Source organism: Streptomyces sp. NPDC059816 (assembly GCF_042732055.1).
Lineage (GTDB): Bacteria > Actinomycetota > Actinomycetes > Streptomycetales > Streptomycetaceae > Streptomyces.
The window spans coordinates 47,360-68,319 of the sequence record NZ_JBHWIQ010000007.1; the positions used below are offsets into that span (position 1 = coordinate 47,360).

At 73.2% G+C, this 20,960-nt stretch carries 20 protein-coding genes, 2 pseudogenes and 1 CRISPR repeat array; of the genes and pseudogenes, 5 read left to right on the forward strand and 17 right to left on the reverse strand.

Annotated elements, in window-relative coordinates; translation table 11 throughout:
* Window positions 1-40: 40 nt before the first annotated feature.
* Together ACFV88_RS11540 and ACFV88_RS11545 are read right to left on the reverse strand one after the other, a co-directional pair.
* Window positions 41-688, reverse strand: coding sequence for a response regulator (locus tag ACFV88_RS11540; RefSeq protein ID WP_385488810.1), 648 nt, complete (start codon window positions 686-688; stop codon window positions 41-43).
* The gene (locus ACFV88_RS11545; protein WP_385488812.1) at window positions 679-1,899 is read right to left on the reverse strand and encodes a sensor histidine kinase; all 1,221 of its coding nucleotides are present in this window, start codon (window positions 1,897-1,899) and stop codon (window positions 679-681) included. The genes ACFV88_RS11540 and ACFV88_RS11545 overlap by 10 nt, the downstream gene beginning before the upstream one ends.
* A gap of 109 nt (window positions 1,900-2,008) precedes the next feature.
* Between ACFV88_RS11545 and ACFV88_RS11550 the strand changes: the two genes are divergently transcribed.
* Window positions 2,009-3,619, forward strand: coding sequence for a serine hydrolase domain-containing protein (locus ACFV88_RS11550; protein ID WP_385488814.1), 1,611 nt, complete (start codon window positions 2,009-2,011; stop codon window positions 3,617-3,619).
* On the opposite strand, the gene ACFV88_RS11555 is transcribed toward ACFV88_RS11550, so the two are convergent.
* Window positions 3,589-4,332 (reverse strand): class I SAM-dependent methyltransferase, encoded by a 744-nt coding sequence (locus ACFV88_RS11555; RefSeq protein ID WP_385488817.1) that lies wholly within the window; start codon window positions 4,330-4,332, stop codon window positions 3,589-3,591. The two genes, ACFV88_RS11550 and ACFV88_RS11555, sit on opposite strands and share 31 nt — an antisense overlap.
* Window positions 4,333-4,414: 82 nt before the next feature.
* Between ACFV88_RS11555 and ACFV88_RS11560 the strand changes: the two genes are divergently transcribed.
* The gene (locus ACFV88_RS11560; protein ID WP_385488819.1) at window positions 4,415-4,909 is read left to right on the forward strand and encodes a hypothetical protein; all 495 of its coding nucleotides are present in this window, start codon (window positions 4,415-4,417) and stop codon (window positions 4,907-4,909) included.
* 11 nt (window positions 4,910-4,920) lie between these two features.
* Here the strand turns inward: ACFV88_RS11560 and cobM are convergent, their stop codons facing one another.
* The 4 genes from cobM to ACFV88_RS11580 form a co-directional block, all read right to left on the reverse strand.
* Complete coding sequence (gene cobM, locus ACFV88_RS11565; protein WP_385488821.1) at window positions 4,921-5,670, reverse strand: precorrin-4 C(11)-methyltransferase; 750 nt, start codon at window positions 5,668-5,670, stop codon at window positions 4,921-4,923.
* Window positions 5,667-6,947: a precorrin-6y C5,15-methyltransferase (decarboxylating) subunit CbiE gene (cbiE, locus tag ACFV88_RS11570; RefSeq protein WP_385488824.1), complete on the reverse strand. Its 1,281-nt coding sequence runs from the start codon at window positions 6,945-6,947 to the stop codon at window positions 5,667-5,669. The genes cobM and cbiE overlap by 4 nt, the downstream gene beginning before the upstream one ends.
* A 114-nt stretch (window positions 6,948-7,061) precedes the next feature.
* Entirely contained in the window at window positions 7,062-7,655 is a 594-nt protein-coding gene (locus tag ACFV88_RS11575) for a dihydrofolate reductase family protein (RefSeq protein ID WP_385488827.1), read from the reverse strand.
* A gap of 83 nt (window positions 7,656-7,738) precedes the next feature.
* A complete protein-coding gene (locus ACFV88_RS11580; protein ID WP_385488830.1) occupies window positions 7,739-8,863 on the reverse strand; it encodes a cobalt-precorrin-5B (C(1))-methyltransferase in 1,125 nt (374 codons plus the stop codon).
* 17 nt (window positions 8,864-8,880) lie between these two features.
* Here ACFV88_RS11580 and ACFV88_RS11585 point away from each other — a divergent pair, with 17 nt between their 5' ends.
* The gene (locus tag ACFV88_RS11585) at window positions 8,881-9,630 is read left to right on the forward strand and encodes a cobalt-precorrin-6A reductase (RefSeq protein ID WP_385488833.1); all 750 of its coding nucleotides are present in this window, start codon (window positions 8,881-8,883) and stop codon (window positions 9,628-9,630) included.
* Between the two features lie 7 nt (window positions 9,631-9,637).
* Here the strand turns inward: ACFV88_RS11585 and ACFV88_RS11590 are convergent, their stop codons facing one another.
* The 8 genes and pseudogenes from ACFV88_RS11590 to ACFV88_RS11625 form a co-directional block, all read right to left on the reverse strand.
* Entirely contained in the window at window positions 9,638-11,239 is a 1,602-nt protein-coding gene (locus ACFV88_RS11590; protein WP_385488836.1) for a precorrin-2 C(20)-methyltransferase, read from the reverse strand.
* A 2-nt stretch (window positions 11,240-11,241) separates the two neighbouring features.
* Complete coding sequence (locus ACFV88_RS11595; RefSeq protein WP_385488839.1) at window positions 11,242-11,868, reverse strand: precorrin-8X methylmutase; 627 nt, start codon at window positions 11,866-11,868, stop codon at window positions 11,242-11,244.
* 42 nt (window positions 11,869-11,910) lie between these two features.
* Window positions 11,911-13,281 (reverse strand): cobalamin biosynthesis protein CobG, encoded by a 1,371-nt coding sequence (locus ACFV88_RS11600; RefSeq protein WP_385488841.1) that lies wholly within the window; start codon window positions 13,279-13,281, stop codon window positions 11,911-11,913.
* A 32-nt stretch (window positions 13,282-13,313) separates the two neighbouring features.
* Window positions 13,314-13,467: direct repeats of the CRISPR family, unit length 29 nt; unit sequence GGGTCCATCCCCGCATGCGCGGGGAGCAG.
* Between the two features lie 378 nt (window positions 13,468-13,845).
* Window positions 13,846-14,412 (reverse strand): hypothetical protein, encoded by a 567-nt coding sequence (locus ACFV88_RS11605; RefSeq protein ID WP_385488844.1) that lies wholly within the window; start codon window positions 14,410-14,412, stop codon window positions 13,846-13,848.
* A pseudogene (locus ACFV88_RS11610) lies at window positions 14,396-15,024 on the reverse strand (HAD domain-containing protein). The gene ACFV88_RS11605 and the pseudogene ACFV88_RS11610 overlap by 17 nt, the downstream one beginning before the upstream one ends.
* Before the next feature lie 33 nt (window positions 15,025-15,057).
* Window positions 15,058-15,663, reverse strand: coding sequence for a class I SAM-dependent methyltransferase (locus ACFV88_RS11615; RefSeq protein WP_385489391.1), 606 nt, complete (start codon window positions 15,661-15,663; stop codon window positions 15,058-15,060).
* Between the two features lie 97 nt (window positions 15,664-15,760).
* Entirely contained in the window at window positions 15,761-16,672 is a 912-nt protein-coding gene (locus tag ACFV88_RS11620; protein WP_385488847.1) for an aminoglycoside phosphotransferase family protein, read from the reverse strand.
* An 83-nt stretch (window positions 16,673-16,755) separates the two neighbouring features.
* On the reverse strand, window positions 16,756-17,505 hold the full coding sequence (locus ACFV88_RS11625; RefSeq protein WP_385488849.1) for a hypothetical protein: 750 nt from the start codon (window positions 17,503-17,505) through the stop codon (window positions 16,756-16,758).
* 228 nt (window positions 17,506-17,733) lie between these two features.
* On the opposite strand from ACFV88_RS11625, the gene ACFV88_RS11630 reads away from it, so the two are divergent.
* Window positions 17,734-19,089 (forward strand): tetratricopeptide repeat protein, encoded by a 1,356-nt coding sequence (locus tag ACFV88_RS11630; RefSeq protein ID WP_385488852.1) that lies wholly within the window; start codon window positions 17,734-17,736, stop codon window positions 19,087-19,089.
* A 140-nt stretch (window positions 19,090-19,229) separates the two neighbouring features.
* A pseudogene (locus ACFV88_RS11635) lies at window positions 19,230-19,360 on the forward strand (NUDIX domain-containing protein); the annotation flags it as partial.
* Window positions 19,361-19,671: 311 nt separating this feature from the next.
* On the opposite strand, the gene ACFV88_RS11640 reads toward ACFV88_RS11635, so the two are convergent.
* On the reverse strand, window positions 19,672-20,001 hold the full coding sequence (locus ACFV88_RS11640; RefSeq protein ID WP_385488854.1) for a hypothetical protein: 330 nt from the start codon (window positions 19,999-20,001) through the stop codon (window positions 19,672-19,674).
* 449 nt (window positions 20,002-20,450) lie between these two features.
* Entirely contained in the window at window positions 20,451-20,888 is a 438-nt protein-coding gene (locus ACFV88_RS11645) for a hypothetical protein (RefSeq protein WP_385488856.1), read from the reverse strand.
* Window positions 20,889-20,960: the final 72 nt, after the last annotated feature.

Below are 20,960 nucleotides of genomic sequence, written 5' to 3' on the forward strand. Positions count from 1 at the left end.
TTCGCCCAGCTCACCGCTCCGGGGGACGTCGGGTCGCGGGTCAGGCGCGGAGGTAGGCGAGGACGGCGAGGACGCGGCGGTGGCCCTCGCCGTCGAGGTGGAGTTCGAGCTTCTGGAGGATGTTGCCGACGTGCTTGTTCACGGCCGCCTCGGTGACGTACAGCGCGCGGGCGATCTCGCCGTTGGCGCGGCCCTGCGCCATCAGGCCCAGCACCTCCCGTTCGCGGGGGGTGAGGCGTTGCAGGGGGTCGCGGCGGCGGTTGAGGAGTTGGCGCACCACTTCGGGGTCCACGACCGTGGCGCCGCCGGCGACCTGGGTGACCGCGTCCACGAACTCGCTGACCGCGCTGACCCGGTCCTTGAGCAGGTAGCCGACTCCGCTGTCGCTGCCCAGGTCGAGCAGATGGGCAGCGTAGGACTGCTCGATGTACTGGCTGAGGACCAGGACCGGCAGGGTGGGGGACTCGGCGCGCAGGGCGATGGCGGCGCGCAGGCCGTCGTCGGTGTGGTCCGGTGGCATGCGGACGTCGGTGACGACGATGTCGGGGCGGTGTTCGCGGACCGCGGTGACCAGGGCGTCCGCGTCGCCGACCGCGGCGAGCACCTGGTGGCCGAAGCGGGTGAGCAGCCCGACCAGGCCGTCGCGCATCAGGGGGGAGTCCTCGGCGAGGACGACGGTCAACGGCACGGCAGCTCCACGTGCAACAGCGTAGGGCCGCCCGGCGGGCTGGAGATCCTCAGGCGGCCGTCCGCCGCGGCGACCCGGTCGGCCAGCCCGGTCAGTCCGGTGCCGCCCTCCGGGGCGGCGCCGCCCGTGCCGTCGTCGCGGATGGAGAGGGTGAGCACATCGGTGTGCAGTCGGGCGAGCACCTCGACACCGGTCGCCGCGCTGTGCTTGGTGGCGTTGGTCAGGGCTTCGGCGATCACGAAGTACGCGGTGGTCTCCACGGCCACGGGCATCCGGTGCGGCAGCCGGATGTCGACCGTGACGGGGAGGGCCGAGCGGCCCGCGAGGTTCTCGGCGGCGGCGGCCAGCCCGTGGTCGGTGAGGGCCTTCGGGTGGACGCCGCGGCTCAGCTCCCGCAGTTCGTCGACGGCGAGCCCAACCTGGTCCTGGGCCCGGGCGAGTTGTTCGGCCAGCGGGAGGTCGGGGCCGGCGTCGAGGCGGGCCAGGCCGAGCAGCACGTTCAGGGAGACCAGTCGCTGTTGGGCCCCGTCGTGCAGGTCCCGTTCGATGCGGCGGCGCTCCGCGTCGAAGGCGTCGACCAGTCGTGCCCGTGAGGCCCGCACATCGGTGAGTTGATGGCCGAGTTCGCTGTCGCGCGGGGTCAGCATCAGCCGGGTCACCGCGGCCCTGGCACCGGCCCAGGCGGTGATCGTGTACGGCGCCGGGGCGAGCAGGCAGACGCCGACGACCGCCAGCGGCCAGGCGTGCGGGTCGCCGATCGGGGACACCATCACCAGTACCGGGACGACCAGGGCGAAGCCCAGGACGAGGAGGTCCATCCACCACAGCGCGGTCGCCGACACCGCGGTGAAGCCGAGTTCGCGCCAGGTCGCGGTCTCCCCCAGCCGCGTCCGCAGCCAGCCGACCGCTCCGGGCGGCTCGGGGGCACGGTGCGGGTCGGGTACGGGGTCCAGGTCCACCAGGCGCAGCCGCCACCGTTCGAACCGGCTGACGGCGACGCCGGACAGGGCCACGCCGAGCAGGATCAACGGTCCGACCACCAGGACCAGGGTGACGAGGCCCGCGACCAGCGCGAGGGCGAGGCCGGTGCTGGTGAGGGCGCCGAAGGCGGCGCCGGACAGCAGGTAGGCGAAGGACCGCCAGGGCCAACTGGAGCGGAGGACCCGCAGCGGGTTCTGGCCGAGGGCCTGCCAGGCGGTTCTGTGGTGCATCCCGTGACCGTAGGGCAGGCGGGAACGGGTGTCGGTAGTGCGGGCACTACCCCCGGGACTCCCGTGCGTGCCCGTGTGCGGAGGGCGGGCACGGCGGTGGACTGTCGTCATGAAGCCGTTCGCCTCCCGTTCCCCCGTCCGCCGCCCACCCGGTGCCCTTCCGGCCGCGTTCCGGACCGCCGTGATCGCCGTGATCGCCTTGGCCGCCGCGGTCACCGTGACCGTCGCGCCCGGCACCTCGGTGGCCAGCTCCACCGCCTCCCTGGACCCGGCCTCGATCGACCGGTTCGTCCGCGACTACGTGAAGGAGACCCGTCTCCCGGGTGCGGTCGTCGCCGTGACCAGGGGCGACCGGGTGGTGCACACCGCGGGGTACGGGCGCACCGCGTCCGGCCGGCCCATGACCGCACGGACCCGGGTCCCGGTGGCCTCCCTGTCGAAGGCCATGACCGCGCTGGCCGTCATGCAGTTGGTCGAGGCGGGCGAGGTCGAACTCGACCGTCCCGTACGCCAGTACCTGCCCGAGTTCACCATGGCCGATCGGCGCGCCGGGGAGATCACCGTCCGGCAGTTGCTGACCCAGACCTCCGGCATGGCCGACTCCGCCCATCCGGATCTGACCCTCGCCCAACCCCGCACGCTGGAACAGGCGGTCGCCGCGATGCGCGGGGCGCCCCTCGCCACCGATCCGGGGCGTCGGCACCGGTACCACAACCCCAACTTCTTCGTCGCCGCACGGCTGGTCGAGGTGGTGAGCGGGCGGCCCTTCGCCGAGCAGCTGTCCGCCGAGCTGTTCGAGCCGCTGGGGATGGAGCGCACCGCGTCCGTCGGCAGCACCACCGAGATGCCCGACCGGGCCCGTGGTTACGTCCGTGCCTACGGCACCACGGTCGCCCGTCCCCAGCCGCGTTGGTTCGCGACCGGCAGCCACGGCGTCGTCACCACCGCCGAGGACTTCGCGCAGTGGTTGATCGCGCAGAACAACGAAGGGGTGTCCGCTGACGGCCGGCGCATCGCCACGGCGCGCACCGTCGCGCTGACGCACACTCCGCCCGGGGCGACGAAGGACACCGACTACGCGATGGGTTGGTGGGTGAACCGGGAGGGGAACGGGCCCCCGGCGATCCAGCACACGGGTCAGCTGCTGACCCACAACTCGATGGCGACGCTGCTGCCCGAGCAGGGGATCGGGATCGCGGTCGTCACCAACACCGGGATGATCGCGGGAGACGACGCCCCGCAGATCATGGAGGGGTTGGTCGACCTCGCCCGGGGCGAGGAGCCGGAGGTGTCCGCGCCCTTCTCCATGACGGCCGACTGGGTCCTGGCGGCGTTCACCCTGCTGGCGGCGGGCCTCGGGGTGCGCGGCGTGGTGCGGGCCGGGCCCTGGGTGCGGCGTGCCGTCCGGCGGCGGTGGTGGGTGGTGGCGTTGCGGCTGCTGCCCCAGGCCCTGCCGATCCTGTTGCTCGCACAACTCGCCGCGCTGATGGGCCTGTTGATGAACCGCTCCGGGACCCTGGCCCAGGTCGCCTACGCCTGGCCCGCGCTCGTCGTCTGGGCGGCCGTCGGCGCCCTCGCCTCCGGTGCGGTGCTCGCGGCGCGGGGGCTCGCCTTCGTCCGCCACCGCCGTCGCGTCCGGCGCGGGGCCCCCGACGCGGTGGGTGCGTCGGGGGAGGTGTCGGGGCCCGCTCAGCCGGCGGTGAACACGGCGACGTCGTAGCGTTCGGTGACGGGGGCGGGACGGGTCGGCGGCTCGCTGCGGGCGTCGGCGGCCAGGCACCGTAGGCCGTGGTCGAACTCCGCGGGGGTGAGCTGGGTGAACTTCGACTGGGGGCGGGCGGTCATCCGGGCGTGGTAGGCGCCCAGGCTCGGGGTGACGGTGTGGACGGTGAATCCCGCTCCGGTGAAGTCCCGCACCACCTGGTCCCGGGACGGGAACCGTCGTTCGTCCAGTTCGCGCAGGCGCGGCCAGTAGTCGTAGACCAGTGCGTCCAGTGCGTCCCGGAACGTCGTGCGGATGACGGCCACGCCACCGGGGCGCAGGACCCGGGCCAGTTCTCGTGCCGCCCGGGGCCGGTCGGGCAGGTGGTGGACCACCCGGGACAGGAGGGCGAGGTCGAACAGGTCGTCGCGGGTGGGGAGGGCTTCGGCGGTGCCGGTCACGTAGTGGACCGCGGGGTGCGGGTTGCGGTGCCGGGCCTGTGTGAGCATGGGCGTGGAGGGCTCCACCCCGACCACGGTCGACGCGTCCAGCCCGCGGGCCATCGCCGAGCAGAACATGCCGGTGCCCGAGCCGACTTCGACGATCGCGGGGGCCGTACGGCTCGCGAAGGAGCCGATCAGCCGTGTCCAGGCGGACAGCGCGTCGTCGGGCATCTCGTTGCCGCTCTCGTAGACCCCGGCCAACCGTTCGTCGTCATAGACCCTGTTCATGCCCGGCATGCTTCCGGTCGCGGTGCTCCGGGGCCAGACCGTCTCCCTCCGTTCGGTGGGACCCCTCACGTTGGATGGGGGCATGACGGAGCTGGTGGGGCTGGGCGATGTGGTGGAGCTGTTGCGTGGGGTGCGGGAGCTGATGCCCGTGACCGGGGTGGGTGTGGCGGGCGGGTTCGCGGCCCGGGGGTGGGCGCCCGGCGGGCGGTTGCGGGACGGGTTCGAGTCGTCGTGGGACAAGGGCGGGGTACGGGGGTGGGTGCACCCCTACGACGGAGGCGTACGCGTCGAGTTGACCGTGTGGATGCGGGACGTGGACGAGGACACCGGGTACTTCGGGGACCTGGAAGCGGTCTACCGGGACGGTGAGGCGGTACTGGCGGACGTGGTCGCCGGGCTCGCCGCGTCGCGGCTCTCCGTCGACCTCGTGGTGACGGACGGGGAGAGCCGGGACGCGGACGACTTCGTCGCGTTCAGGCGGTGGGCCCTGGGGGAACGGGTGTTGCTCGCCGGGGTCGTCCAGGAGGACACGGACCTCCCGGTCAGGGTCGTCGTGGTGTGGGAGGAGGAACGGTGAGCGGTGGGGCGTCAGTTGGGGGTGCGGTCGCGGTCCGGGGAGTAGAGGTAGCTGTCGGGGAAGGCGGACGCGCCCAGCGTGCGGCCGACGATGATCACCGCGGTACGCAGCACGCCCGCCGCGCGGACCTGTTCGGCGATGCCGGCGAGCGGCCCGCGCAGCACGACCTCCTCCGGGCGACTGGCGTAGGCGACCACCGCGGCCGGGCAGTCCGCGCCGTAGTGCGGCAGCAGCTCCGCGACCACCCGGTCCGCGTACCGGGCCGCGAGGTGCAGCACGAGCAGCGCGCCGCTGCGGCCGAGCGTCGCCAGGTCCTCGCCGGGCGGCATCGGGGTGGCCCGCTGGGCGATGCGGGTGAGGACGACGGTCTGCCCCACGGTGGGCACCGTCAGCTCCCGCCCCAGCGCTGCCGCCGCGGCGGCGAAGGCCGGTACGCCCGGCACCATCGCGTACGGCACCCCGGCCGCGTCGAGCCGGCGCATCTGCTCGGCCACCGCGCTGAACACGGAGGGGTCGCCGGAGTGCAGTCGGGCCACGTCGTGGCCCTGTTCGTGGGCGCGCACCAGTTCCTCGGTGATCCGGTCGAGGTCGAGGTTCGCGGTGTCGATCAGCCGGGCGTCCGGCGGGCACTCGGCGAGCAGTTCCCGGGGGACGAGGCTGCCCGCGTACAGGCAGACCCGGCAGGAGCCGAGCAGTCGGGCGCCCCGGACGGTGATCAGGTCGGGGGCTCCGGGGCCCGCGCCGATGAAGTACACGGTCATGCGCCGTCTCCCTGGTGCCGGACGGATTCCGGCGTCGCCGCGTCGAGTTCCTTGCGTGCCGCCCACTGGGTGACGGGCATGGCCTGGCGCCAGCCGGTGAACCGGCCCACCGGCACGGCGTGCGCCACGGCCAGCCGGACGAGTTCGCCGCCGTGGCGGTGGCGGGCCTCGGCGAGCAGCGCCTCGGACTCCAGGGTCACCGTGTTCGCGACGAGCCGTCCGCCGGGGCGCAGCGCCGCCCAGCAGCGGTCGAGCAGTCCGGGTGCGGTGAGGCCGCCGCCGATGAACACCGCGTCGGGGGCCGGTAGTCCGTCGAGCACGTCGGGGGCCGCCCCGGTGACGACCCGCAGTCCGGGTACGCCGAGGGTGCGGGCGTTGCGGGTGATGCGTTCGGCCCGGTCCGGGTCGCGTTCCACGCTCACGGCCCGGCAGGACGGGTGGGCCCGTAGCCACTCCACGGCGATGGAGCCCGAGCCGCCGCCGACGTCCCACAGCAGTTCGCCGGGTTCGGGGGCCAGCACGGCGAGGGTCGCGGCCCGCACGTGTCGTTTGGTGAGCTGGCCGTCGTTCTCGTAGGCGGCGTCCGGCAGGCCGGGCACGGTGCCGAGCGCCACGGCGTCCGGGGCGCGTACGCACTCCACGGCGACCAGGTTCAGGGCGGCGCCGGGCGGGCGGGTCCACGCGTCGGCGCGCTGCGCTTGGGTGAGGTGTTCGTCGGGGGCGCCGAGGCGTTCCAGGACGCGGACGGGGCTGGGGCCGAAGCCGCGGTCGCGCAGCAGTGCGGCCACCGCGGCGGGGCCGTCGGCGTCGGCGCTGAGCACCAGGACCCGGCGGCCCGGGTGCAGCAGCGCCGCGAGGCGGTCCACGGGGCGGCCGACGGCCGTGACCACGTCGGTGTCCTCGACGGGCCAGCCGAGGCGGGCGCAGGCGAGGGAGACGGACGACGGGTGCGGGTGGACGTCCAGTGCGGTCGGTCCGACGACTTCCGCGAGGGCGCGGCCGATGCCGTGGAACATGGGGTCGCCGCTGGCCAGCACCGCGAGGCGGCGGTCCGCGTGGGCGGCGAGGAGGGCGGGGACCGCCGGGCGCAGGGGGGACGGCCAGGGGACGCGGTCCGCGGGGCACTCCGTGGGCAGCAGGGCGAGTTGGCGGGGGGCGCCGAGGATCACGTCCGCGGCGCGGAGGGCTTCGCGGGACGCGTCGGGTAGGCCCGGCCAGCCGTCCGCGCCGATGCCGATGAGGGCCACGGGGTGGGGGTGGGGGGCTTCGGTCGTCACCGACGCACTTTATCCGGGGGGTCCGGGGGGTTCCTGGTGGGGGCGGTTCCGTGCGGGGTGGCGCGGCTCCTGGTCGGCGTGTGGCCGCGGGTGCGTCGCGCACCCCCCGGGGGGTCAGGGGGTGCGGGTGTAGGTGAGGAAGACGGCGCCGCTCGGGAGGGCGGTGTGGTCGGTGAGGGTCCAGGTGCGCGGGTCGAACGCGGCCCCGCGGGAGAACAGCGGGATGCCGTCCCCGATGGCCAGCGGTCCCACCTTCAGGATCAGCGCGTCGATCTCGCCGTACAGGGAGCCCGCCAGTTCGCCGCCGCCGAGCAGCCAGATGTCCTTGCCCGGCTCCTGCTTGAGCTTGCGCACGGTCTCCACCGGATCGTCAGCGACCAGCTCCACCGACGGGTTCGGGCTCTCGGTCATCGTGCGGGAGAACACCAGGTGGCGCAGGTGGGGGTAGGCGTCGGTGAGTCCGGCGGCGAGCCCGATCTCGTAGGTGCGCCGGCCTTCGAGCACCGTGTCGAAGTGGGTGCCCTCGGCAGTGACGGACAGGGCCTGTCGGGCGGGCCCGGGCAGCGTCTCCGGGTACTCGGCGGCCAGGTGCTGGACGTAGTCCTGGGGGACGGGCCAGAAGCCGTTCGGGCCGGTGGGGTCGGCACCGTCCGGGCCGGCGATGTATCCGTCGAGCGTGGTGGCGACGTAGTAGACGAGTTTGCGCATGCCATGTTTCTAGTCCACGTGTCCGAGCAGGGACACCCCCGAAAGGCCGGTGGGCCACCGGTACCGGCGACGCGCCAGCGCCGTCAGGGGGTGCGGCCGACGATCAGACCCGCGCGGTCGATGCAGACGACGTCCACCGCGACGGGCGCCCCCCGCAACACGGCGAGGGCCTCGCTGCGCGCCTGCGCGGCGACCAGATCACCGAGCGGCACGCCGGCCTCCTCCGCGAGCCGCAGGGCCGCGAGTCCCGTGTTCGCGGTGCTGATCGCCCCGGTCAGCGCCGCGTCCGCGCCGGCGCCCGCCGCCAGGGATGCCAGGAACCCCTTGTCCACCTGGGACCGCGCCGAATGCAGGTCGAGGTGGCCGGCCGCCAGCTTGGACAGCTTGGCGAAGCCGCCGCAGACGGTGAGCCGGTCGACGGGGTGGCGGCGCAGGTACTTGAGGACGGCGCCCGCGAAGTCGCCCATGTCGAGCAGGGCGTCCTCCGGCAGCCCGTGCAGCTCGGTGACCGTCCGCTCCGAGGTGGCGCCCGTGCACGCGGCGACATGGGTGCGGCCCGCCGCCCGGGCGACGTCCACCCCGCGTCGGATGGAGTCGATCCACGCCGAGCACGAGTAGGGCACGACGATGCCGGTGGTGCCGAGGATGGACAGCCCGCCGAGGATGCCCAGCCGGGGGTTCCAGGTGGAGCGGGCCAACTCCTCGCCGTGGTCGACGGAGACGGTGACCTCGCAGTCGCCGCCGCCCCCGTACCGTGCGGCGACCCGGGCCACGTGTTCGCGCATCATCTGCCGGGGCACCGGGTTCACCGCGGGTTCGCCGACCGGCAGCGGCAGCCCGGGCCGGGTGACCGTACCGACGCCGGGGCCCGCCCGGAACACCACCCCGGAACCCGGCGGCAGCACCCGTACCGTGGCGCGGACCAGCGCCCCGTGCGTGACGTCCGGGTCGTCGCCGGCGTCCTTGACGATTCCGGCGGTCGCCGAACCGTCCGCGGACAGGTCCTCGACGGCGAGCGCGAAGGACGGGGTCTGGCCCCGGGGCAGGGTGATCGTCACCGGGTCGGGGAACTCGCCGGTGAGCAGGGCGGTGTATGCGGCGGTCGTCGCCGCGGTGGCGCAGGCACCGGTCGTCCAGCCGGGCCGCAGACCGGTGTGTTTGAGTTGGGCTCCGCGTCCGCCCAAGGGGCCGGCGGGGTCAGTGGTCATGAGGGGAGTCCGGTTCCGTGCACGTACTGGTCCTGGGAGGGACGGCCGAGGCCCGTCGGCTCGCCGCGCTGCTCGTCGGGAGCGCACCGGACCTACGGGTGACGTCCTCGCTGGCCGGGCGGGTCGCCGCGCCCCGGCTGCCGCCCGGTGAGGTGCGGATCGGCGGCTTCGGCGGGACGGACGGGCTCGCCGCGTGGCTGGTACGGGAGCGGGTGGACGTGCTGGTGGACGCCACGCACCCGTTCGCCGAGCGGATGAGTGCGAACGCCGTGGGGGCCGCGGCGGCGACCGGGGTGCCGCTGGTGGTGCTGCGGCGGCCCGGCTGGCGGCCGGTGGACGGCGACGACTGGCACCCGGTCGATTCGCTGGCCGGGGCCGCGGCGCTGCTGCCGACGCTCGGGGCGCGGGTGTTCCTCACCACCGGGCGGATGGGGCTCGCCGCGTTCACGGGCACGGCGGAACTGGACCGGCTGTGGTTCCTGGTGCGGTCCGTGGACCCGCCGGAGCCGCCCGTGCCGCCGCGGATGCACGTCCTGCTGGACCGGGGACCGTTCGTGCTGGACGACGAGCGCGCGTTGCTCGCCGCGCACCGCGTCGACGTGCTGGTCACCAAGGACAGCGGCGGTCCGGCCACCGCGCCGAAGCTCACCGCCGCCCGCGAGGCCCGGGTGCCCGTGGTGATCGTCCGCCGGCCGCCCGTGCCGGCGGGGGTGCCGGTGGTGACGGGTCCCGAGGAGGCCGCCCGGTGGGTCCGCGGGGAGCGCTGAGGTCGGCTCACGCCTCGGGCGCGCCGCTGGGCTGCTCGGCTCCGGCCCGTGGTGAGTCGCCGGGCGTCTCGGGGTAGCGGCGGGGCGTCCACACGATCGTCTCGCCGTCACCGTCGCCGCGCCGCACCGTGCGGGTCTGCGAGGAGCCGACGAGCAGGATCGTGCGCATGTCCACCTCGGCCGGGTCGAGCGTGCCGAGGGTGACGACCCTGACCCGTTCGCCGTCCCCGCCGACGTCCCGGGCGACCACCACCGGGGTGTCCGGGGCTCGGTGCTCCAGCAGCAGGTCACGGGCCTTGCCGACCTGCCAGGTGCGGGAGCGGGAGCCCGGGTTGTAGAGGGCGAGGACCAGATCGGCGCGGGCCGCGGCGTGCAGCCGCTCCGCGACGACCTCCCACGGCTTGAGCCGGTCGGACAGCGAGATCGTCGCGTAGTCGTGGCCGAGCGGGGCGCCGGCGCGGGCCGCCGCGGCGTTCGCGGCGGTCACCCCCGGCAGGACCCGTACCGGAACGTCCCGGTACGCCTCCTCGGAGGCGACCTCCAGGACGGCGGTCGCCATGGCGAAGATCCCGGGGTCGCCGCCGGAGACGACGGCGACCTTCCGGCCGCGCGCGGCGAGTTGCAGGGCGAACTCGGCGCGCTCCGACTCGACCCGGTTGTCGGAGGCGTGCCGCACCTGGCCGGGGCGGTGCGGCACCCGGTCCACGTAGGTGGTGTAGCCGACGAGGTCGTCCGCGGCGGCGAGGGCGCCCCGCGACTCGGGGGTGAGCCACAGCGGACCCGCCGGTCCGGTGCCGACCACGACGACCTCGCCGCGCTGGCGGACCGGGCGCGGTGCGTCGATCCGGCTCGGCAGCACGGCGACCGAGAAGTACGGTACGGAGTCCTCGGCGACGTCCGCGAGGTGCGCGGTGCGCTCGCCGTCCATCGTGGCCCGCTCCACGTACCGGGCCTCGGCGAGGCGCCCGGACGCCTCCAGGGCGCGGCGGACCTTGCCGAAGGTGCGGCCGAGCTTCATCACCACGGCGGAGTCGGTCGCGGCGAGGCGGGCCGTCAACTCTTCCTCGGGCAGGGTGCCCGGCAGGATCGTCAGGACCTCCTCCGCCTCCACGAGGGGCGTGCCGAGGCGGGCCGCCGACGCGCTGACCGAGGTGACGCCGGGCACCACCTCGGTGGGGTAGCGGTGCGCGAGCCGCTTGTGCATGTGCTGGTAGGAGCCGTAGAACAGCGGGTCGCCCTCGGCGAGGACGGCGACGCTGCGGCCCGCGTCCAGGTGCGCGGCGAGCCGGGCGGCAGCCTCCTCGTAGAACTCGTCCATCGCGCCGCGGTAGCCGCCGGGGTGGTCGGTGGTCTCCGTGGTGAGCGGGTAGACGAGCGGTTCCTCGACGTGGTCCGCGCGCAGGTGGCGGGCCGCGATGGAACGCGCGATGGAACGTCCGTGGCGGGCGCTGTGGTACGCGATGACGTCCGCGGCGGCGATGACCTCGACGGCCCGGACGGTCATCAGGGACGGGTCGCCCGGCCCGAGCCCGACCCCGTACAAACGTCCCGTCCGCGGGCTCCCTTCGGTGGCGCTGTTGCTGTGGTGGTCGGCTTCGGTGCCCCGCATGCTCATTCTTCCTCGCTCGCGATGGCGTTCAGCGCGGCGGCGGCCATGGCGCTGCCCCCGCGTCGGCCGCGCACCACCAGGTACTCCAGGCCCGACGGGTCGGCGGCCAACGCGTCCTTCGACTCGGCGGCGCCGATGAACCCGACGGGCACCCCGATCACGGCGGCCGGGCGCGGGGCGCCCTCGCGGACCATCTCCAGCAGCCGGAACAGTGCGGTGGGCGCGTTGCCGACCGCGACGACGGAGCCCTCCAGGCGGTCCCGCCACAGTTCGAGTGCGGCGGCGCTACGGGTGGTGCCCAGCTCGGCCGCGAGTTCCGGCACGGCCGGGTCGGACAGGGTGCACAGCACCTCGTTGTCGGCGGGCAGCCGCTTGCGGGTCACGCCGCTCGCCACCATGTTCGCGTCGCACAGGATGGGCGCGCCGGCGAGCAGCGCTTCGCGGGCGCGGGCCACCACGTCGGGCGAGTGGGCGAGGTCGCGTACGAGGTCGACCATGCCGCAGGCGTGGATCATCCGGACCGCGACCCGACTGACGTCGGAGGGCAGCCCGGTCAGGTCCGCCTCGGCGCGGATGGTGGCAAAGGACTGGCGGTAGATCGACGCGCCGTCCTTCTCGTAGTCGAACACTCTGTTCTCGCTTCGTGGTGGTCCGTGGTGGTTCGCGGCTGCTCAGGGTGCGGTGCGTGCCGCCGCAACGGTAGTCGCGAGGGTTGCGGTGCCCGTCACCGAGGTGGGGTGCGCGGGGCCGCTGCCGCGGACGGTGCTGACCTCGTACCCGGTGGGGGTCGCCACGACGTCGACCCGTGCGCCGCGGGGACGGCCGCAGCGGCGGGCGCAGCCCGACCAGTGCACGGGCAGCCCCCGTACGGTGCGGCGGGCGGCGGCTGCGTCGGCGCGGACGTCGGCGAGCGACTTGGCGCAGCCGGGGTGGCCGACGCAGGCGGTGACCCCGTCCCACGGGGAGCCGGGGGTGGTGACCAGTCCGGTGGCCGCGAGGGCGGGCAGGTCGGCCCGGGTCGCGCCGGGGACGATCACTCCGCGCCAGGGCGTGAGGCGGAGTTCGGCACCGGTGCGGTCGGCGAGTTCCCGCAGGGCGGTCCATTGGGTGGGGGTGATCCGCCCGAGCGGGACGAGGACGCTGACGCCGCCGGGGAGGGCGCCGGGGGGCGGGGGTTCGCCGGGGGCGGGTTCGCCGGGGGCGAGGGTGCTCGTCGTCGGGGTGGGGCGGGCGGTGCCGGTGCGGGGGGCGGTGCCGGTCTGGCGGGCCGTGTCCGTGTGGCGGGCGGCGCCGGTGCGACGGGCCGTGCCGGTGCGGCGGGCGGTGTCCGTGGCCAGGGCGTGGACGGCTTCGGGGCCGCCCGGCAGTTCGGCGATCCGCCAGACGCGGTCGGCGCCCGTCGCGTGGGCCGCGCTGGCCGCTGCGAGGAACGCTTCGGCTGCATGCAGGGCGGTGCGCGGGGCTTCGGACGCGGGGACGGTGAGGGTCGCGACGTCGCCCAGGTGCACGGTTGCGGTGCCGCTGCCCGGTTCGTCGGCGATCAGGGTGATGTCCGGTTCCAGAGCGGCCATGTCGCCGCGGCCGTCGTCCACGGCGAACAGGAACCGTCCGGACAGCGCCGAGGTGCGGGGGCTGGCGCACAGCAGGGCGTCCAGTTCGCGGAGCCAGGGGCCGACGGGGCGGTGGCCCTGGCCGTCGAGGCCGGACAGGGGGGACGCGACGATGTTGCGCACCCGCTCGTGGGCCACCGAAGGGAGCAGGCCGGCTTCGGTCAGTGCGGTGGCGAGGGCCGCTCCGCAGTCCTCGCCCAGGCCTCTGAGCTGGAGGTTTCCGCGGGAGGTGAGGTGCAGGTCGCCGTCGCCCAGGTGGGCGGCGGCGGCGCTCAGGTGTTCCGCCTGGGCGGGGGTCAGGACGCCGCCGGGTATCCGTACCCGGGCCAGGGCGCCATCGTCGGAGGGGTGCAGTCGCAGCGCACCCGGGCATGCGTCGCCGGTCACCCCGGGTGGGGGGACTTCCGCTCGGTTCGGGTACGTGTTCTGCACCCTTTGAGCGTACCTAGGTGGGGGTGGCGGGGGCGGGTCCATCCCCGCATGCGCGGGGAGCAGATCGAGCAGGCGACCGCCCAGCAGCTCGACACGGGTCCATCCCCGCATGCGCGGGGAGCAGTTCTTGGCCCGGTCCGGGAGCAGCGGCCGGGGGGGTCCATCCCCGCATGCGCGGGGAGCAGAGGAGCTGACCTGCGACGTTAGCCGGCCGAAGGGCCATTTTCATTAACAAGTTGAGAATCCAGCAAATCACTCAAAGACGTCGAAAAGGTAAGCGGGAGATTCGCCTGTTGCACTTGTGGGTCCTCCTTGCCAGGGTGTTTCTGCTCAGAGTCAAAGTACGTCGCCCGCCTAGCGGTTGGACCCCGTCGAGCACTGCTCTCGGTGCGATTGGGCGTGGGTCGGGTAGGGGTGGCCGCATAGGCGGAGGCGCCCGGGCGGCGTCGACGGTCGCCTCGGCCGGGCGGAGGCTTCCGCTCGGCACGGCTCCGGAGTCGGCGCCCCTTGAGCATGCCGCGGGGGCGCCGGGTGCGGGAGCTGTCCGCTTCCGGGGCTCGGACGTCAGGACAGCGAGGCGAGGAGCCCGAGCCGCGGTGCCAGGACCCCGGGCTGTCCGAGTGCGCGGAAGTCCGCCTCGACCGCCGCCAGGTCGAGGGCACCGGCGCGCACGGCGTGGTAGCGGACGATCGACCACACGAAGACGTCGAGGTTGTCGAACTGGGTACCGGCCTCGATGACTTCCTCCTCGTGGAACCACACCGCGACCCGGCCGCTGGCGAGCACGACGTAGTAGTTGCCGCCGCCGTCGGCTCCGATCGACCACACGTCGGCGTCGGAGAGTTCCGTCTCGTAGTCGGAGTCGAGGATCTGGCAGTCGTTGGCTGCGAAGTCGAAGGCGTACGACCAGTCGTGTATGTCGAGGCGCTGCGGCAGGGACCCCGCACGGACCCTGCGGTCGAAGCCGGCCAGCGCGGTCGCCACGGCGGGCGGGAGCTGTGCGAGGAACGGTTCGACCGAACGCGTCGACGCCGGGATGTCGACCCCAGGCTCCTCGGGGAACCAGCGTGCGAGGTCGGCGTCCAGATCCCGTTCCACGTACCCGGTCAGTTGCTCAAGGGTGAGAGGCATGCGGGGAGGTTAGCGGAGGGGTATGCGGCAGGGGCACGGGCAGGGTAGAGGATCCCCTGCCGCGGCGACCTGCGGTGCGGGCGATGGCCAACTGAGCGGCCCACACCACGACCTGGACCAGGTGTTCGGTTTGGAGTCCGATGCCGGGGTCGGGCTGGACGAGGAGGGTCGGCGTGCTTCGGGCGGTGCGGGTCGCGGCCCAGTCGTGGTCGAGGGCGGTGAAGTCGTCGTCGATCCAGACGGCGGGTGCGTCGCCGAGCCAGCCGTCGACGTGGTCGCGCTTCCACAGGTAGCCGTCGGGTGGCTGGTGGTGATCTGCGGGCGTGGCAGATCGACGTACGGGAGGCTGGGCAGGCCGAGGAGGGGGCCGACGAGGGTGGCGGCGTCCTGCCGCCAACTGGTGCACCAGACAGGGGTGACCAGGCCGCTGCGGATCACCTCCGTGAGCAGGCCGCTGTGGGTGGGGTCGAGCCAGATGGTGACCGGGTCGTCGGCGCTGCGGCCGGTGGGGACGACGTCGTGGCGGGTGTGGCCGGCCGGGATCGAGCGGTCCGGTCCGGGGAAGGGGATGAGGACACCGTCGACGTCGAGGAGTAGATAGGGCGGGCGCATTCGTTCCTCCAGGCGAGCCGGGACGAGTGGCTGTCAGCGCTTGCGGGCGCGGATCAGCAGGGTGGTGGGCCAATGGCCCGTGCGGGGGTCGTGGAACTCCTGGACTGAGGTGAGTCGGAAGTCCGCGCGGTTGAGGTGTTTCTCCCAGCGATCGGTGGCGAACTCCCAGCGAGTGATGGGGAGTTTGGTGCGGTCGGGGAGGGTGACGTGGTCCCGGCGGGGTCGGTCGTCGCCGGACGGACTCCGACCCCCGCGCTGCGGGTGCGGGACGGAGAAGGCGAGGACCCGGCCCGGGGGGAGGCGCTGGGCGATCGCCGGGAGCAGGAGTTCGGGGGCGATGAGGCCGACGGCGCCGAAGACGGAGTAGATCGCGTCGAACCGTTCGTCGGAGGCGTGCAGGGCGTGCAGGGCGTGCCCGGCGACGAAGGTGAGGTTCTTGAGCCGTCCGTAGTGGGAGCGGGCGCGGCGGATCTGGAGGCCGACCAGGTCGACCGCGGTGACGTGGGCGCCGTGGCAGGTGGCGAGGTGGGCGGCGTTGTGGCCGGGACCGCAGCCGAGTTCCAGGACCTTCTTGCCGCGCAGGTCGGGCCCGAGGACTTCGGCGCCGGGACCCTGTCCGGGGCGCGTGGTCCACTCCATCCGGGTGGGGACGGAGAGGGGTTCGGCGGGTTCGGCGGCGGTGCGCTGGAGGGCGTGGGCGTGCCACGGGGAGGCTCGGGAGGCAGGGGCGAGCACGTCAGACCTCCAGGAAGTGGAGGACGTCGTGGAGGTGGCGGCGGACGACCTTCAGGTAGAGGGGGTCGGTGGCCGGTTCGTCGACCCAGCGGACGGACTGCTCCATGAACCACTCGACAACCCACACGCGGTGCCAGCCCAGGGCCCAGCGCTCCGCGGCGAGTCCACCGCGCGGGGCGAGGGCGTCGGGGGTGCCGCCGGCGGTGACGTACTGCTCCAGGAGGGTGCGTAGCCGCCCGGGCTGCGGGGGCTCGACGGTGCCGTGCCAACTGGCGAGGTCGAGCAGGCCGGGACCGGTGAAGGCGCGCGCGAAGTCGAGCATCCGCCACCCCCGTTGGCCGATGTGGAGGCTGGTGGGGTGGAACTCGGAGTGCACCCAGCCGAAGGGGGCCAGGGTCGCCCCGGCCGAGCGGGCCCCGGCGGCCCGGGTGATCCGGTCGAGTGCGTCCTCGACGTCATCGGCCTCCGGCCACCGGTCGGCCTTGCGGAGCCGTTCGAGGTGTTCCAGCGCCCGGCTCGGCAGCCTGCGCAGTCGCTCCTGGTCGAGGACGGGCAGGGGCGGAGCCGTGCGGGCTCCGTGCAGCACCACGGCCGCGGCGACACCGTCCAGTTCATCGGCTTCACGGACGGACGGACCGAGGTCTTCCATGAACATGCCGAGCCAACCGTCCAGGACGGCGGAGGCGTGGACCTGGGGGACGGGGAGGCCGTGGGTGCGGGCGAGCCGGAGGGCCTGGTCCTCGCTGTCGAAGGGCTTCTTGGCGTACTTGAAGACGGCCGTGGAGCAGTCGGGGAAGGTCACGCGCTCGACACCGGACAAGGACCACACGCGTACCTCCTCCCGTACGGCGGTGAACTGACCGGCCAGGGTGAGCAGGTTGTCGAGGAGTTCGGCGCTGGGGTTCGTGGTCATGTGAGGGCTCCGGGGAGTGGTGGCGTCCGGGGCGGGCGGTCGGGAGACGCTGGCCCGCCCCGGAGCCTGATTTCGGGTGGTGGCTACGCGGCGGGGCGCACGCGGTGGGCGTAGACCTGCTCGATCCAGCCCTCCTTGAACGCGGCGAGGTCGTCGCGGAAGGTGGCCATCGAGGCACCGTAGGGCGCGACGACGCCGCCGGACTGGTTCGGCACGGACTGGCAACCGTGGACGAGGCGACCGCCGAGCGCGGCGTGGGCCTTGATGGACTCGATCCGGCGGTGCTCGTTGAACCAGCCGCCGTGGTAGACCTCGTCGAGCATCCCGCCCATCTCGTCGTCGAGGTCGAAGACGACGGAGGTGGCGGCCGGGAAGAACCAGCACGGGCCGACGTTGGAGATGTGCCCGTCCAGCTCGATCTTGTTGAGCGCCATGAGGGTGGCGGCCTCGCGGAGCATCAGCAGGTGGTCGGCCGTGATCCGCGGCAGCCCGAGGCCGGTCAGGTGCTCCTCCCGGAAAAGGTACGCGTACACCTCGTACGCGGTCGTCAGGACCCGGGCCGCGTCGGAGGTGGACTCGCCGTGCTGCTTGACGAAGTCGAGCGCGAGCTGTTCGACCGCGCTCTCGGTCGTCTCGTCCAGGTCCAGGAGCTGGGACGCAACCAACTCCCAGTCGGCGACGAGCCAGGTGTGCGACTCGAAGCGGAAGAAGTACGCGGCCGGGTCGACGGTCAGGCGTCGGCCTTCGATCCGGAGGCCGGGCAGCCGGCTCCAGCGCGGGTCGAACGCCTCGGGCAGCTCGACCGTGATGGGCGTGGTGTCGATGGTGGTCACCAATCTCTCCGTTTCTGATCGTCCGGTTCGGGCACAGGAGTGCCCGAACCCGGCGTGGAAGTAAGGAAGTTCAGGGAGCTGTCCGGGCCCGCCGGGGAGAGACCGTGGATCGCGGGCGCGCCGGTTCCGACAGCTACCGATGAGTGAACCGGCCGTCACGCTCAGTTGGTACGGTGGACGGCAGTCGAAGCGGTCTACGCGGTTTACAGCTCCGAGGTGGAGGCGATCGTGGCGGCGCCCAGGAACCCCAATTCCCTTCTGCGTGAGGTCATCGAAGGCGTCGGCTGCACTTACGACGCCCTCGCCAGGGACGTGCGGCGCATCGCCGCTGAGAACGGCGAGATCCTCCAGACCAACAAGTCGGCCATCTCCCACTGGGTGAACGGCATCCGCACGCCTTCCGGGCAGATGGGCCAGTACCTGGCCGAAGCACTGTCCCGCCGTGCGGGTCGCGTGATCACCCGGACCGCGATCGGGCTCCGCGTCGGTGATGTCGAAGCGCCGACGGAACCCGACCCCGTCCTCGCCGTCATCGACCTGGGCCGTGCCGACGTCGAGCGCCGCCGTTTCCTCACCATCGCCGCCTTCACCACCGCCGGTGTGGCCATGCCGCTCGGCTACGGCCACGAGGCGTCCGCCCGCATGCTCCGCGCCCGCACCGGCACGTCCCTGGTCGGCGCGGAGGACGTGGACGTCGTACGTCAGATCACCGCAGCCTTCAGCGCGGCCGACGAGCGTCTTGGCGGTGGGCACGGTCTGACCACGGTCACCGCCTACCTCGCCGACACCGCGGCACCCATGCTGCGTGGACGCTTCCCCAGCGAAGCCCTACGCCGGGCCGCTTTCGGCGCGGTCGCCGAACTCGCCTACCTCGCAGGGTGGAAGCACCACGACCTCGGTCAGGAGGGCGCCGCCCAGCGCTACTACCAGGTCGGCTACCAACTCGCCTGCGAAGCCGACCCCCATGGCCACGCCGCCTGGATGATGCGTTCTCTGGCCCATCAGGCTCTGAAGCTCAAGCAGCCTCACCACTGCGTCGATCTCGTCGAGGCCGCTCTGCAACGCGGCCTCGGCCACGTTGACGGTCAGACCGAAGCCCTCCTCCACATCACCCACGCGCGCGCTTGCGCCGCCGTCGGTGAAAACGCCTCGGCCAGCCGTGCTCTGCTCGCCGCTGAAGACGCACTTCTCCGCGAGGGCCGACCTCAGCCCAGTTACTCCCTCTTGAGTGGACCAGCCGCAGGCACCGTGGCCAGCCACACGGCCAAGGCGCTGACCGAGATGAAGGACTTCGTCGGAACGGAGCAGCAGCACCGTGATGCCCTCACTCGTTGGGACCCGGTCCAGTTCAAGCGCGTGCACGTGCTCACGTACGCCGATCTGGGGGACAGCCTTGCCGCTCAGGCCCGCGCGGACGAGGCTGTCGCCGCCTGGACCCAGGCCCTGGCCCTCATGGAGGGCATGGCCTCCGACCGTACCCACAAGGCGATCACCTCCATCCGCTCCACGCTCGCGCTCTACCAGCGTCGCCGTGTCCCCGGTGCCGCCGACCTCGCCCGCCGCGCCCGCGAAGCCGTCGCCTGACCCGCCCGAGAAGCCACCCGGTGACGTTCCGTGGTTCGGCTGAGGGCCACCGACCAGGGCCGGGAGCTGCCCGTCCTGCCAATCGTCGCGGCCATCGTCCTCGACGAGCTGTCACCCGCGCTGCCCTCATCCAGTTGGGCGCGGAGGCCAAGTTCGCCGTCGGGCATGTGGGGCCGACCCGTCGGCAAGAGCAACCCCGGCGAGCCCATCACGGAGACCGCGGTCCGCGAGCTCTACGAGGAGACCGGCCTCACCGTGAAGCCCGATTCCCCGCGTGCGCGGGGAGCAGTTCTTCGGCTTCATGGTCCAGTGCCTGAACGAGGGTCCATCCCCGCATGCGCGGGGAGCAGGTGGCCGTCTGCCACAACACCCATCGCCCCACGGGTCCATCCCCGCGTGCGTGGGGAGCAGAGGAGCTGACCTGCGACGTTAGCCGGCCGAAGGGCCGTTTTCATTAACAAGTCGAGAATCCGACCAATCACCCAAAGCGGCCGAGAAAGCATACGGGAGTTCCGCCTGCTGCACTTGTGCATCCTCCCTCTATCGAGACGCTTCTGCGCAGGGTCAAAGTATGGCGCCTGTCTAGCGGTTGGTGTCCCGTCGGGCGCGGTTCTGGGTGCGGCAGGGGCATGGGCAGGGTTGGGGGCGGTCGCGCAGGCGGAGGCGGAGTCGTAGCCGGCCTTGGTGGATCTCGGGGCTGGTGGGGGTCCAGAGGTGGCAGGTGTGTTCGGGTAGGTCGAAGATGCGGGCCTTCAGGCAGGGGGCGCAGGGTGTGGTGGTGGGGATGCAGTGGTGGTGGAGGTGGAGGGTGGTGCCGGGTCCGGAGTCGGAGTAGCTGAGTAGGTGGGTGCGGCGTTGCCAGGGGCGGATGGGTTCCTGGCAGCGGGCGCAGTGGAGGTGGGTGCGGCGCATGGGTGTCCCTTGGATGACGGACGGGGTCGACGAGGGTGGCTCGGCGGGGTGTGGTTCAGGGGTGGGTGGTGATGCCGTACGCAAGGGCGCCGAGCAGCGCGGCGAGCGTCAGGACGTACAGCACCTGTTCGGTGCGGGGGCTCACGGCGCGGTCTACCGAGCCTCGGTGTCGGGTCCGGGTCCGGCCGTGGCCGTCCACGCCGCACGCAGCTCCCGCCCGAGCGGGCAGCCGAGGTGACCGGAGGCGCAGTCGGTGCAGGTGGTGACGTGGTCCAAGTACCGGCGCGTGACAGCGACCCGCTCAGCCGACACGACGACCCGAACGGGCCCCGGCGTCGGGCACTCCACGTGGGCGTAGGCCCGGTACAGAGTGCCGACCGGGGACTGACGCACCTGCGAGTCGTACCGCTGACCCTCGCGAATCAGCAGCAGGCACCGCACGCAGAACATCACCACGCCCGCGTACCCACCGCGATCGTGTCCACCCCGGCCAACGCCGCCAACGCACGCAACACGATCGCAAGCCGCCGCTCACCCAAGTTCTCCACCTGCCAGAGCGGCACGAGTCGCGGAAACCCCACCGCCACAACGAGATCCAGGAACGCCCGCTCACTGGTGTCGAGGACGAGGGCCGTACGGTACTGAGCTTCGAACCGCGGCCAGTCCAACGACGCCTCCTCCCCCGTATCCACGACGAGGAGGTCACGGACGTCCCCGCGGGCCAGCACGTCGCCCTCCTGGATCAGCGCGGCGACCGCAGCCCGCTCACCCAAATCCCGAGGGCGCGCCCACTCCGTCAACCGGTCGGTTAGCAAAAGCGCTTTCGATTTCAGCAGGGGCTCAGACTCGCCCTCAGAGTTGTTCGCAGTCTGTTCAACCAGGCCCACGGTGCCACCTTCCCTACTACGCTGAGTTGCCAGCCGTGACTGGAACACGACGATAGGCACCGCGGACCCACA

Excerpts from the sequence above, each read along its gene's own strand:
- cobM (WP_385488821.1), bottom strand. The coding sequence starts at position 5,670 with ATGACCGTGTACTTCATCGGCGCGGGCCCCGGAGCCCCCGACCTGATC.
- ACFV88_RS11555 (WP_385488817.1), bottom strand. The coding sequence starts at position 4,332 with ATGAACAGGGTCTATGACGACGAACGGTTGGCCGGGGTCTACGAGAGC.
- ACFV88_RS11545 (WP_385488812.1), bottom strand. The coding sequence starts at position 1,899 with ATGCACCACAGAACCGCCTGGCAGGCCCTCGGCCAGAACCCGCTGCGG.
- ACFV88_RS11560 (WP_385488819.1), top strand. The coding sequence starts at position 4,415 with ATGACGGAGCTGGTGGGGCTGGGCGATGTGGTGGAGCTGTTGCGTGGG.
- ACFV88_RS11590 (WP_385488836.1), bottom strand. The coding sequence starts at position 11,239 with ATGCGGGGCACCGAAGCCGACCACCACAGCAACAGCGCCACCGAAGGG.
- ACFV88_RS11575 (WP_385488827.1), bottom strand. The coding sequence starts at position 7,655 with ATGCGCAAACTCGTCTACTACGTCGCCACCACGCTCGACGGATACATC.
- ACFV88_RS11605 (WP_385488844.1), bottom strand. The coding sequence starts at position 14,412 with ATGCCTCTCACCCTTGAGCAACTGACCGGGTACGTGGAACGGGATCTG.
- ACFV88_RS11550 (WP_385488814.1), top strand. The coding sequence starts at position 2,009 with ATGAAGCCGTTCGCCTCCCGTTCCCCCGTCCGCCGCCCACCCGGTGCC.
- ACFV88_RS11640 (WP_385488854.1), bottom strand. The coding sequence starts at position 20,001 with ATGCGCCGCACCCACCTCCACTGCGCCCGCTGCCAGGAACCCATCCGC.
- ACFV88_RS11620 (WP_385488847.1), bottom strand. The coding sequence starts at position 16,672 with ATGACCACGAACCCCAGCGCCGAACTCCTCGACAACCTGCTCACCCTG.
- ACFV88_RS11615 (WP_385489391.1), bottom strand. The coding sequence starts at position 15,663 with ATGGAGTGGACCACGCGCCCCGGACAGGGTCCCGGCGCCGAAGTCCTC.
- ACFV88_RS11580 (WP_385488830.1), bottom strand. The coding sequence starts at position 8,863 with ATGACCACTGACCCCGCCGGCCCCTTGGGCGGACGCGGAGCCCAACTC.